The organism is Zhouia spongiae, from assembly GCF_022760175.1.
In the GTDB taxonomy this organism is placed as follows: Bacteria; Bacteroidota; Bacteroidia; order Flavobacteriales; family Flavobacteriaceae; genus Zhouia; species Zhouia spongiae.
Window position 1 is genome coordinate 603,532 of sequence record NZ_CP094326.1, and the last position, 13,448, is coordinate 616,979.

Genomic DNA, 13,448 nt, shown 5'->3' on the forward strand with positions numbered 1-13,448 from the left:
ATTTCAACAATAGCCATTGTTAATTTCCAAAATTATAACGCAGGGTTATCCCTGAGCGGATCGTCGCCTGAGGATAAGCCGTAGACACCTTGTATTTAGACAACGTATGATCGTAGTAAAACAATGCGGTTAAATTTTCGGTCAGGGCATAATCTGCAGTAAATTTAAGTCCCCAAATATTCTGTCCGGCTGTTACCTGATTGGTATTAATATCGAGGTTCCTTATAATTGTAATATTATCGCGTAAAGACAAGTCGGCTTTAATATTCAGATCACTCTTTAAAGTTGTTCGCTTACCACCGATATTGGTAACAAACCTTAAATCTTTTATCCTGTAACCCAACCCGAGGATATATTCGTTCCCTGACATTTCGGTTAACAGGTTATTATCAAAACTCAGCGACAACATTCTCTCTTTTCGAAGTTCGGCCAACACACTAAACGCATTCTTCATTTCAAAGTCCACTTTCACCAACGGATTGAACTGCTCTACCAGAGTCGCATTCGTATAAAGCGTAGGGTTTTTAAAATTTCCCGCCTGATCTCTTTCATCCGGACTTTCCGCATCATATTCCAAATTCGTCCTGAAAGCATTGACACTATAACTGGAGCGGTACCCGTGTCCGATTGAAAAACGTCTGAAAACATCTTTAAACCACCCCAGCCTCATCAGCCCCGTATATTTAAGAGACCAGTTTGGGATCGGCGTATCTCTAAATGCTCCCAGATTCACGCTACCGGCATCTTGCCCGGTATATGCCGCCACAAAAGCCGGCAACAACACCGATTGATTTGTAGGGCCATATCCATCCGGGTATGTCGTTGCATTCGGATTGACCGGTTGCCCGGCCAATCTCTGAGCAATTATGATCCTGTTCTTACTAAATTCGTTAAAGGTCTCTGAAGTAGCTTCACCTGTTTTCTGAAATGCTGTTTTTATCATCAGGGAAGAGATAGAGAAATCTCCATATTGATTCCCCAGCAGATTCACATATTCGTATACTCCTCCTCCTAAGGCATCTACTCTAAAATTTTCAGTATAGTTTTCTGAATATTGCCTGTTCGCCACCAGATCTATCGTCAGGTCTTTAAATGGTTCTAAATTGGCAGAAACATCCAATTGCGTGGCATCCCTTTCCATAAACTGCTGGTTAAAGTCAGGGAAAGTGGTCAACCACCCTTTTCTTGCTGCTTCGTACCGAACATCCTGCTGGCTTCCAAAAACAAATCCCCACGAAGGTTTTAACGTTCCAATAAAACCGACACTTCTAATATAACCAGGCAATACTTTACCTGCATTCTTAGAATAGCTTATATTTACCCGCTTCAGCATGGTAGCAAAACCTGTTAAAGCTGCAAGCCCTTTATTCTCTTTCTCCGTTGAAGCCTGATCGCTGTTCGGGCTCATATTTACACGAGCTCGGCCTGAACCTCTCCTCGGATCGCTCTTTAATCCCAAATACCTGTAAAACCTGTCCATACTCAGGGAGCCATTCAAAACATGCGTGCTGGCATTCTGTACAGTATTCAACTGCTGACCGGCTATATCTCGAAGCACATCCCCTCCTCTTTGCCAATCGAAATCAGAAGTATATGTATAAGTAGCATTGATAAAACTAAGCGTAGGTATTTTATCAAACGGCAGCTCATAATCGAGCTGAAGCCTCTGTGTATGCCTGTTTGCTTCACCTGCATCCCAGAAACCGCTCCATAAGTTCATTTCCCTGTTAATGGTTCTGTTACCATCTTCATCTTCCGTATAATAGTTACGCACAATATTATTGTTGGCCGCTGTAAAGTTCAATCGCACTGATCTTGTTAAATTATAATTGATCGCATACTGCCAGTCGAACAAAAAATTGCGCTGTTGAAGCTCCGGAAGCCCGATAAACTGCGATTGATCTCCTTCAAAAACTTCCCTGAACCGTTGCTGGTTAAAACTTCTGTTTATATTGGAATTTACAGATATATTATTCGGTAAATAATTAAAGTTCAGATCTTTTAACCACTGCCAATACTTCCCGGTAAACAACGAATCTTTTTTCCTGAAAGGTTCTACGGCTTCCGGCTCAAAGTTATAACTATAAGCAAACCCGGCCCTTACTGCCTGGTCTCTTAATTGCTCTACTTCAAAGTCCCTGTGAGTGGTTTCGTTATAAGCCACATTGAAAGTAAAATTCTCAATATCGTACACATGCGGCTTTTGTTCTTCTCCTCTATCCTTCCTTACTCCTATAAAATTGATCCCTTTGCGCTTGGTATAATCTTCGGACTGATTTTTGATCCTTTCGCGATCTGCATTATCAGCCGCATCTAAACGATCTTGCAATTTAAGATCCTGATACAACGGGTCGAACTCCGGGGTAATCAATTCCTCAGAAATATTGTAATTTAAAGGTATCTGCACTCCCCATTTTTTCGGCAACAACTGTCCCAGGTTCACATTCGTATTCACTCCATACTTCACTGCCTTCTCCCTGCTCCGTTCATTAGGGGTTTGGTCGAGCGCGCCGAAACCTATGTTATTAATACTTCCTGTTACGGAATAGCTGGCAAAATCTGCCACATTACCGTCTACAGAAGCAACAGCAGCCCAGCCTCCGTTATTATCCAGACCTGCCAGACGCAGTTCATCAAACCAAACCTCTCCGCATACATCTTTATTTTCTGTTCCGTTCTTCAACCCTATCATTACCGACCTTACATTCCCAAGCGACGGATTTCCCTTGATTCCATATTTGTATCGCTTATCTCCGGCAAGCCCGTCTAAACCATACTCGTCTACCGGTTGCAGGTCCTCATTAAAAAAGTTTACGTCACTCGAACTCAGGCTGGTGTTCTGCAATACTTCCGCCTTAATTTTTGAAAATACGCTTAACAGCACATCAATATTATTTTCGGCCGGCCACACCAACTCAGAAGAAAGGTGATTTACTTGTCCCGGAACATAATCTGTTGGTTTTAAAGGAACTTCCACCTGATAATAATTCTGGTCATAGTCTGTACCAAACCGGATAAAAGCTACCAGATCATCCTGGTCTAATGACTCCTGGCCTTCTATTTCTTCAGCATGGACAAACATCTTTAGCTTTTTATATTGTCTCAAATCGATATTCACATTCTTGTAGACTCCCTGAGCGTCTCTTGACCCCAGGTCACACACCTTAAATGAAAGCGACTGTTCATTAACGTTAATAACCGTATTGTTTGTATTTAACTGCTCTCTTCTGACACCCGGAGGCAATACATATGCCACCGGCACGCGCTGGTCGTTCTCCTGAATATTTACGGTGCTAATTTCCGAATACACCTGATCATCCAGTCCCTGGTCCGGATTTAAAGCCCTGGTGTATGTTCTCCAGTCTCCCCTCACAAGGTCGAGTGTCCCAAAACGCAACACGGTATTTTCGGTGAATCCCGTCATATACATTCTCATATACGAAATGGATCGAAAATCTGTAATTCCTCCTATGGCATCTTCAAAATCTCTTACCGGAATTTTATATTGAATCCATCTTACCGAATACGAGTCATTATTAGGAAGTGTGGTGGTATTAACCACTCTAACATCACTCACATATTTATCTGTACTCTGTATCCCGGGGGCAATAGGTATTCTGTATTCATAATAACTGTCGACAGTATTCATTGTCAGATCACGGTTTACGTCTTCTACATCCGGAAGTGTTGTAGATCCGCGGTTTGTATTGGTTACCTGTACAGGGGAATTCCCCTGAGGGTTGTTATAATTAAGGTACCTGTCCATAATACTACCTTCTACATTCAGGTAATACTCATAGTTATCAAGGGCCGGATCTGTTCCCCCGTTATTTGTGTATTTTGCTGCTTCTTCGCTATCTGGCAACCCGTCAAACCCGACATCCTGTAATTGCCTGTTCGCCTCTTCAGCATCAAATGCATAAACCAATGATTGGCTTGCCGGAACCTTCCCCCATGCGGTTTCATTGGTCAGCACATTGCTGTTAACTCCCGGCAAACCATTCTCGTACTGTTTTCTGCCGTCTTTCAATATATCCTCACTAATACTCCCCAGATTGAACACCAACTCTCCGGCAGGACCGGACAATTGTCCATCCTGATAATACGGATCTAAGACCCAGAATTGGATATATTCTACATTTGCCTGTTCAAAGTTCGTACTGCTTATGGAACGCATAATACCTCCCCATTTATCCTGAGGAAGTTCCGCTGAAAAGTCCGGGTTGTTATTGTAGGGGCCCTTTTGGCCCGGGTAGTATGCAAGATCTAAAGTGGTTTGCACCAAGGTCTGCCCTTGCGCTACATCTTGCTGCGGAAAAATTTCGTCTATATAGACCCTGCGGGTAGCATTTAAGGAAATGTCATTATCGCTGAGTGCCGACGGTCTCTGACTCGTATAAAAAACAGGGTCGATGGTATACCATGCCAGTTTAGCACGCTTCTCTCCCGATGCTAGGTCGTCATTCAGGATCTCACCCCCATAACCGACAGGAGCACTTGCCAAAGACCAACCCAAAGGAGAACGAACATCGATAAAAGCCTGGGCTCCTTCAAAATCGTCAAGGTAGACTGTTGTCTCCCCGTCAAAATCGGTCATCTTTGGAGAACCCGGTAATAAGTAAGCAAACTCCCCTCTTACGGAAATATTAGATGCTACATCGGTATCGATATTCGGTAACTTATTCACCCATCTTGTTAAAAAAGGAAGTTCGGTTGAATAATTACCGTTAAATCCGAATATGGTATTATTAACCGGCTCTGTACCATAATTGGCCTTTTGGGTCAACGGACGTTCACTAAGATTTAAAAACGTTCCTCCCAGCATAAAATTATCATTAACCTTATGCTCTACGTTTATTCCGGCAAAACGACGGGTTTGCTGGCCGAATACAGCATTATTTTCTACTGAAACCTCGATCGGAATATTCGATGCTTTCAGTCCTTCATCTAAAATCTGTACGGTTCCTGCAATATAATTTACGGTATAATCGACACCTTCCTGAAGAATCCTTCCGCCTGCTTTCACCCTGACAGACCCTCTCGGAACATTGAACGTCCCCAGCGATATCCCCCTACCGCCTTCTGCCCTGTATTTACCTTTTAACTGGTATTTGTTCTTATCGCTATCTTCCAAAGCTGCTGCCTGGGTACTCGCATACAAGCTCCTGAACACATATTTCGCCTGATTTGCATTATAAGAATCAGGGTTGTTATAATCTCCTCCTCCCAGCACGCCGTGAATATGCTCTCCAAAAGGCTCAGCTTTCGTAAAAATTATCAATCCGTTTTGAGGATCAACAGTGATCCCGGGATAGTAATCAAAGAAACCATCTCCACCGTTTTGAGGATCGTTATATACATTTAACCTGTCAAAATTAAAAACATCAAGTAATATTCTTTCTTCCAGTCCGCCCGGCCATGTGCCTTCATCTACCGGAGAAATATAATTTACCGGAGAAGGGTTGGTATAAAGAATATTCATTTTAAAATCTTCCTGAAGCAACTGAAAGGCCCCTGTTGCATAAATGTTCTTCATCATTAAATCCCATACGGGATCTTCAACCCGGGTAAGATTGCTCTTCAGCATCTTAAGCACCAGACTCTGGGGGTTCACAGCGATCACCTGACCACTGGCATTGCTTTCATATTCTGTAGCATTAACACCATCGTTGGCAAACTCACCCACCTGATACACTTCGCCCCGATACGTATACTGGTATGCCACTGCCAGTATTTCATCATTACTTAAGCGTTGGTTTAACGAGATATAGCCCAATTGTTTTTCCAGACGATAATCTCTTCCTTCTTCCAGCTTTCGTGCATTTTCAAGAACTGCATAATCATACCCCTGGTTTACCTGTGTGTTCAATGTTCCAAACCCCTGCTGTACCGTAGCCACATCACGAATTTGTTCAGTCAGGACCGACGACCCTCCAATCTCAAACGGATCATAATCGTTCGCTTCATTCCGGGGGAGATTCACAGTGGAATTAAAAAATCCTGCCGGGGCATTTTGATTTATCCTCGTATTATCGGGCAATGGCTCTCCTAAATCTTGTAAAGCCACTATATTCCTTACATTTTGGGTATTTTGAATTCTATTGGTTACCCATACTTCAACTCGTGTAAGCTGTACTGCTGAATTTATATACGGATAATTTTCCAATGCCTGATCATACTGGTCTCTAAAAAAGTGCGACAAGAAGAAATGGCGATCAGCATCGTAGTCCAGCGCCGAAATATCGAATTCATTTATGGTCGCACCTCCTTCGGCTACCACTCTTCTGTTCTGAGATCGCTGTTCCGAGAATACGGCTGTTACCTTCGTCCTTCCAAACTGCAATTCTGTTTTAACCCCAAATAAGCTTTGCGCTCCGTTTATAAGGGAGCTGTTAAGAGGCAGGCTTATATTACCCACTTCAATTTTCCGGATAATCTCGTCTTCCGAGGGTGTATATTCGAGCTTAATCTGATTTTGAAAATCCAAAGTTGCTTCGGTATCGTAATTTGCGTTAACCGTCAAACGTTCTCCGACTTTCCCCAGTAAACTCAAACTGATCCGTTGATCGAAATCGAATGTTATATTGGTTCTGTTTCTGGGTGATAGTGCCGGATTATCATTTTTCTGAATACGCAGTCCAAGGTCTACGGCAATTGAACCTGTCGGGATGACCTCTATCGTATTTCCTCCAAAGACAGATTGAAAGAAATCTGAATTCACATAAAAATTTGGCAATAAGTTTTTACGGGCTTCTTTACCTTCCTCTGTCCTTCCGGAAATTGCACGCTCTTTTTCTTTGAAATAATTCTTCATTTGTTCGCGAAGCATCATCTCTTTAAACTGCTCAGGGGTTAGTATTAAAGGGTAGGCTGTATCAAAGTTGCCTATTTTTTCAGTGTAGAAATAACGGTTGGTAACCGGGTCGTACGTATACTTCGAAATTACGCTGGCCGGATTCTTTAATTTAATCCCTCCCAAAGACTCTCCGGTTTTCGCAGTATCCTGTTGTTGAACAGCAGGACTCTGAGCCTCTGCAAAACCTGATATACAAAGCATTAAACCAATGAAGATCCTTTTTAAAAGGTTCGTCATATATGATGGGGTATTGGTTGGATTCAAATTTTATTTAAAGGTTCTTAAGTGCTTCTTTGATCAATACTTCCACACTTAAATTAGGTTCTGATTTAACAATTTTATTCACTACTCTCTCTGCTTGTTTCCTCGCATAACCTAACACCTCTAAAGCAGATAACGCTTCTTCTTTACTCGTATTGTCCGGAACAACTGAAACTTCATCAATCCCGAACACTTTAAGCACTTTATCCTTAAGATCCAATATCACTCTCTGAGCCGTTTTAGCTCCAATTCCTTTTATCGACTGCACGGTCGCAGCATCGCCTGCGGCTATGGCATCCCTTATTTGTGTAGGAGTCATGGAAGACAACATTGTTCTTGCTGTACTCGCGCCAACACCGGACACTGAAATTAACAATCTAAAAATCTCCCGTTCAGATTTTTCTATAAAACCGTATAATATATGAGCATCTTCCCTTACCTGTAGATGTGTAAACAACTTAATGCTTTCATCCAAGGGTAAGTGCGAAAATGTATGAAGGGAAATATTAATAAAATACCCAACTCCGTTACAATCTATAACGACATAAGTCGGATTTTTTTCCACCAACCTGCCTTTAATATGCTCGATCATTCTCAGAAAATGTTATTAGCCCAAACCTACAAAAAATTTTCATACCAAATCTTCAACATCTGGTATGAAAATTTTTATATTATAATTCGTTTCCTAAAGGATAAATCTATAAAAAATCTTAAAACAAAAGAGTTAAAAACCCTTATACCTTCTTTTTTCGCTTTTGGCGCTCTTGAGCATCCACTACCGCTACAGCTGCCATATTTACCATCTCTTCAACACTGGCACCCAACTGCAAAACATGAACAGGCTTGTTCATCCCCAACATTATCGGGCCGATAGATTCAGATTTATTCAGCTCTTTCATGAGTTTGTAGGTAATGTTTGCAGAAGCAAGACTCGGAAATATCAAGGTATTTACTTTTCTGCCCGCAAGCTTGGAAAAAGGAAATTTAGACTGGTGCATCTCCTGATTGAGTGCAAAATCTGTTTGAATATCACCATCTACTATAATCTCCGGATGTTCTTCATGCAACATTTCAACAGCTTCGTTAACCTTCTTAGCCACCGGATGTTCTGATGAGCCAAAATTAGAATAGGACAACATAGCGATGACAGGTTCTAATCCAAATAGTCTTACCGCGGAGGCTGTCATCTGGGCTATATTAGCCAGATCGGTTGCCGTCGGCTCAATATTTATAGATGTATCGGCTAAAAACATCGGGCCTCTCTCTGTCATCATAAGGTTCACAGAAGCTACTTTTGAAACGTTACCTGCCTTACCGATTAATTCCAGCATCGGTCTTACAACTGTAGGGTACGACCTTGAATATCCTGATATCAAACAATCGGCATCGCCTTCGTTTACCATCATGGCGGCATAATAATTCCGTTCACGCATCTTCTTTTCCGCCTCGTACAACGTCAATCCTTTACGTTTACGCAATTCCCAATATTGTTTTGCGTATTGATTCTTTTTATCGTTATGATCATCAGTCTTCGTATCGATGATAACCACATCTGCATCAAATTCCAGTTCTTCCTTCAGCTCTAAAATCACATCTTTTCTCCCTAAGAGAATAGGAATTCCTATTCCTTCTTCGTGTACAATCTGAGCTGCTTTTAAAACATCTAAGTGATCTGCCTCGGGAAAGACAATACGTTTCGGATTGGTTTTTGCCCTGTTGTGCAGTAAACGAAGTAATTTATTATCATTCCCTAATCGCTGAAGCAACTGCTCTTCATATCGTTCCCAATCATCGATAGGCTCTTTTGCCACACCACTCTCCATAGCCGCTTTTGCAACGGCCGGAGGCACCTTGGCTATCAATCTGGGGTCAAACGGTTTGGGTATAATATATTCACGTCCAAAATTCAGTCTTGTTTCCCCATAAGCAATATTCACCTGTTCCGGCACCATCTCCTTGGCCAGCTCCGCCAAGGCACGAACTGCTGCCATTTTCATTTCTTCATTAATCTTCGTAGCCCGTACATCCAGGGCTCCCCTGAAAATAAACGGGAATCCAAGTACGTTATTTACCTGATTAGGATGGTCTGACCTTCCGGTAGCCATGATAATATCTTTTCTGGCCTCAATTGCCAGATCGTATGCAATTTCAGGATCAGGATTCGCCATTGCAAAAACAATAGGATCGGCTGCCATTGATTTCAACATCACAGGAGTTACAATATCTGCAATAGACAGCCCTATAAATACATCCGCATCAACCATTGCTTCCTCAAGGGTATCTATCTTCCGGTCGGTAGCAAACTCATTTTTCTCGACAGAAAGGTTATCCCGGTCACTTCTGATCACTCCTTTACTGTCTAACATTACTATATTCCCGGCTTTGGCGCCAAATGCCTTGTAAAGTCTCGTACACGAAACGGCAGCAGCACCTGCTCCGCTAATCACAATTCTCACTTCATCAATCTTCTTTTTGGCTATCTCCAGAGCATTTAACAAAGCTGCGGCTGAAATAATTGCAGTACCATGCTGATCATCGTGCATGACAGGTATATCGAGTTCTTCTTTAAGCCTTCGTTCTATTTCGAATGCCTCAGGAGCTTTGATATCTTCCAAATTAATCCCTCCAAAAGTGGGAGCGATCGTTTTTACGGTCTCAATAAACTTATCGACATCCTTGGTATCGAGCTCGATATCCATTCCGTCTATATCTGCAAATATCTTAAACAGGAGCCCTTTTCCTTCCATTACCGGTTTAGAAGCTTCCGGGCCTATATCACCAAGACCTAAAACTGCCGTACCATTAGATATCACAGCAACCAAGTTTCCTTTAGTCGTATACTTGTATGCGTTGCTCTTATCTTTTGCTATTTCTAAACAAGGTTCCGCTACCCCCGGTGAATAGGCAAGTGCTAAATCTCTCTGGGTTGCATACTTCTTGGTCGGAACTATTTTAATCTTTCCGGGCTGGGGCTTAGCGTGATATACTAACGCCTCACGCCTTCTGGTACTATCTTTACTCATAAGTCCATTCATTTAAAATGAAGCTACAAAGGTATAAGTTATCTTGGATATTACTACACCCCGAACGGGTTGTTTTCAAGTATTAGCTTTTTTAACTAAAGTAATTCTTACCTCCATGACAGAACAAGGAACAACTACCTCTTTACTGAAAAAGGACAGGCTTATGATAAGGATTATTTAGGGATAATATGGGAATAACATAGGGATAAGGCTATAGTTATTTTAAGAAATACAGGCATAAACAATTGACGAATAACGCGATAAGCAAACTACCTCGGGGCAAACCCACGAGAGGGCCAAGCGTAAAGAAAAGGTCCGGCAGGCCTTTTTAGCGATGGAGCCAGCTGGCGCATGGCAAAACATTTCAACGCAAGCCCTGTGAAATTCCTTTAGGAACATTTCACAAGGACAGGCGTCGGAGCATTTAAATCTCGATGATCGAGTAAACTTTTGAAATGAGTTATTTCATAAAGAATCGGCTTCAGGATTTAAAGAAATTATTCCGTTTTATTTACGTTAAGAAAGTTGATATTTCTTTTAAGTCCGGAGAATTTCGTGCGCTTTACAGCAGATTTTTTAAAAATCTTTCGAAAAACATCTTCAGTTATCTCATTCCAGTCTTTTTTCGTCATGGAAAGCAAATCAGGATCAGGATTAAAAAGCGGCTCATTATGGGATTTTGAAAAACGGTTCCACGGACATACATCCTGGCATATATCACAACCAAACATCCAGTTATCAAACTTACCGCGGACATCTTGCGGGATTTCATTCTTCAGTTCGATCGTAAAATACGATATACATTTACTTCCATCTACCACATAGGGTTCTACTATGGCCTGTGTAGGGCAGGCATCTATACAGGCAGTGCAATTACCACAATGATCGGTAACAGGGCTGTCATATACCAGCTCCAGGTCTACAATCAGCTCTGCTATAAAAAAGAACGAACCCACCTGTTTAGAAAGTAAATTAGAGTTTTTACCTATCCAACCCAAACCACTTTTAGCGGCCCAGGCCTTATCCATAACCGGTGCCGAGTCTACAAAAGCGCGGCCACTCACCTCGCCAATCTCTTCCTGAATAAAATTCAACAACTGCCTTAACTTATCTTTTATTACAAAGTGATAATCCGTTCCATAAGCATATTTGGATATCTTAGGTGCTTCGGGGTCCTTTTGCACCTCTTCAGGGTAATAATTAAGAAGCATGGATATCACAGACCTGGAGCCTTCTACCAACTTTCGCGGATCGAGACGCTTATCGAAATGATTTTCCATATAATGCATTTCACCTTGCATATTCTTACCCAGCCAACTTTCAAGTCTCGGGGCTTCCTCTTCCAGAAATTCTGCCTTAGAGATACCACATGACAAAAACCCGAGGCGCCTGGCTTCGGATTTTATCAGTTCTGTATATTTCTCTCGTTGGATCACTCCTTAACTTTTACAATCAGGACGCTAAGGTACAATAATGTAAAAAAACGCCTGATAAAAGGCGTTTTGATTTTTTGATACAGACATCCGTCTGAATGCGAGCGTTTCGGGTAGCCAAAACACAAAGTATTAGAGCGTATCCAGACTTCAACAACAGGAGGAACTCCTTATTCAGACCTCAGTCAACCACATCGGAGCAAGCTCCCGAAGCTTTATAAAGAAAACCTAAAAAGCTCTTCTGCACAAGCCCTATGTAATTCCGTTCAGGAGGATTTCATAAGGGCAAGCCCCTTGAAATTCTTTCAGAAACATTTCACAAGGACAAGCGTCGGAGCATTTAAATCTCGATCATCGGGTAATTATAATGCCGGCCTGATGTTCTGGTTCACCCTAAAAAAGTTACCAGGGTCATATTTTGATTTCACTTTCGTCAAACGTTCATAGTTTTGCCTGTAACTTGCTTTCACCCTTTCCTGACCTTCATCCATCATAAAATTAGGATAAGCGCCTCCTGATGAATGGGGGTGTAAATCTTCCCAATAAGCTTTACACCAATTAGTTATTTTATCGGCATTGGCCGGATCAGGATCAATACCAACGATAACCCCGGCATATTTAGCATCTCTGTAAGCCCATGCCGTATCGGTTAACCCGGGATTGGCTGCGGCACCCGTAATCGGGTATAAATGCATTTGTGACAAAGGGGTTGGCAGTTTCAGGCTATGTTTCTTATGTATTGCCCTTACGTCAGTTCCCAGATCATTAAAGAAATCCGCTCTCCAGTACCATTGAAACCCGGGAGGAAGCAATCCGTCAAACATGGTCTGTACTGCCGGATACGGCATAGGTCCGACATGCTCAAAAATTGGTTTTAACGCTCGAGCAGGGGTGAACAATTTGTCGAAAACTGTTTGATCATCGCCTGCATAACACCAGACTACGCCACAAAACTTTTTATTGTGAAGGAATTCCGGAAATGGTGGCCCGGGTATAATTAAAGTAGCAAAGAAGCCGTTTAATTCTTCCGGAGCTTTATGAATAAAATCATGGTACCATTGCATTATTTCTTCCGTCTTTTCTACCGGCCATAATGTCGGGCCTCCGATTACGTTTTTCAACATATGAGCCTGAAATTTAAAGGAGGTTACTATCCCAAAATTACCTCCGCCTCCTCTCACCGCCCAAAACAGGTCCGTATGCTGATCTTTATTAGCAACGACCAGACTACCGTCGGCCAAGACCATATCGACTTCCAACAGGTTATCGATTGTGAGACCATATTTTCTTGACAAATGCCCAACGCCCCCGCCCAAGGTCAGACCTCCAACTCCTGTTGTCGAAATGATACCAGCCGGAACAGCTAATCCATATGGATGTGTAGCATGATCTACATCTCCCCATACGTTACCACCACCTACTCTGACTGTATTATCGGAGGTATCGACATGAACATATTTAATTCCGGACAGATCAATTAAAAGTCCGTCATCACAAGAACCAAGTCCACCTCCGTTATGCCCGCCTCCCCTAACTGCAACAAGCATGTTATTTTCTTTTGCATAATTTACTGCGGCTATGACATCGGCAACATCTGCACACTTAACAATTATAGCCGGCTTTTTATCTATCATTGCATTGTATAACTTTCTGGCTTCAGCATATTCATTGTCTTCCGGAAGGATCACCTGGCCCCTTACAGCCCCTTTTAATACATCTACCTGTTGGACGATTTCCATTTGATTGGTTTTTAGCGTGAATAAATTTCATTTAAAATTAAAGTAGCATAAGAACCGTCATCTTACCTGTTGGGGAAAGGCTGTCAAGATCAAACCATAAAAATTTCCGAAAAGAAAGGTTTACACCATAAATAAA

At 42.0% G+C, this 13,448-nt stretch carries 5 protein-coding genes; all 5 read right to left on the minus strand.

Annotated elements, in window-relative coordinates; all coding sequences use genetic code 11:
• Window positions 1-19: 19 nt before the first annotated feature.
• The 5 genes from sov to MQE36_RS02700 all read right to left on the minus strand — a co-directional run bounded on the left by sov (window position 20) and on the right by MQE36_RS02700 (window position 13,312).
• Window positions 20-7,093 (minus strand): T9SS outer membrane translocon Sov/SprA, encoded by a 7,074-nt coding sequence (gene sov, locus MQE36_RS02680; protein ID WP_423242472.1) that lies wholly within the window; start codon window positions 7,091-7,093, stop codon window positions 20-22.
• A 34-nt stretch (window positions 7,094-7,127) separates the two neighbouring features.
• Window positions 7,128-7,709 (minus strand): Holliday junction branch migration protein RuvA, encoded by a 582-nt coding sequence (ruvA, locus tag MQE36_RS02685; RefSeq protein WP_242937660.1) that lies wholly within the window; start codon window positions 7,707-7,709, stop codon window positions 7,128-7,130.
• 142 nt (window positions 7,710-7,851) lie between these two features.
• Complete coding sequence (locus MQE36_RS02690) at window positions 7,852-10,140, minus strand: NADP-dependent malic enzyme (RefSeq protein ID WP_242937661.1); 2,289 nt, start codon at window positions 10,138-10,140, stop codon at window positions 7,852-7,854.
• A 497-nt stretch (window positions 10,141-10,637) separates the two neighbouring features.
• Window positions 10,638-11,576: a tRNA epoxyqueuosine(34) reductase QueG gene (queG, locus tag MQE36_RS02695; RefSeq protein ID WP_242937662.1), complete on the minus strand. Its 939-nt coding sequence runs from the start codon at window positions 11,574-11,576 to the stop codon at window positions 10,638-10,640.
• A 359-nt stretch (window positions 11,577-11,935) separates the two neighbouring features.
• Entirely contained in the window at window positions 11,936-13,312 is a 1,377-nt protein-coding gene (locus MQE36_RS02700) for an FAD-binding oxidoreductase (protein WP_242937663.1), read from the minus strand.
• Window positions 13,313-13,448 lie beyond the last annotated feature (136 nt).

What these genes read in the sequence shown, in the direction of transcription:
- sov (WP_423242472.1), bottom strand. Translation starts at nt 7,093, where the DNA reads ATGACGAACCTTTTAAAAAGGATCTTCATTGGTTTAATGCTTTGTATA.
- ruvA (WP_242937660.1), bottom strand. Translation starts at nt 7,709, where the DNA reads ATGATCGAGCATATTAAAGGCAGGTTGGTGGAAAAAAATCCGACTTAT.
- MQE36_RS02690 (WP_242937661.1), bottom strand. Translation starts at nt 10,140, where the DNA reads ATGAGTAAAGATAGTACCAGAAGGCGTGAGGCGTTAGTATATCACGCT.
- MQE36_RS02700 (WP_242937663.1), bottom strand. Translation starts at nt 13,312, where the DNA reads ATGGAAATCGTCCAACAGGTAGATGTATTAAAAGGGGCTGTAAGGGGC.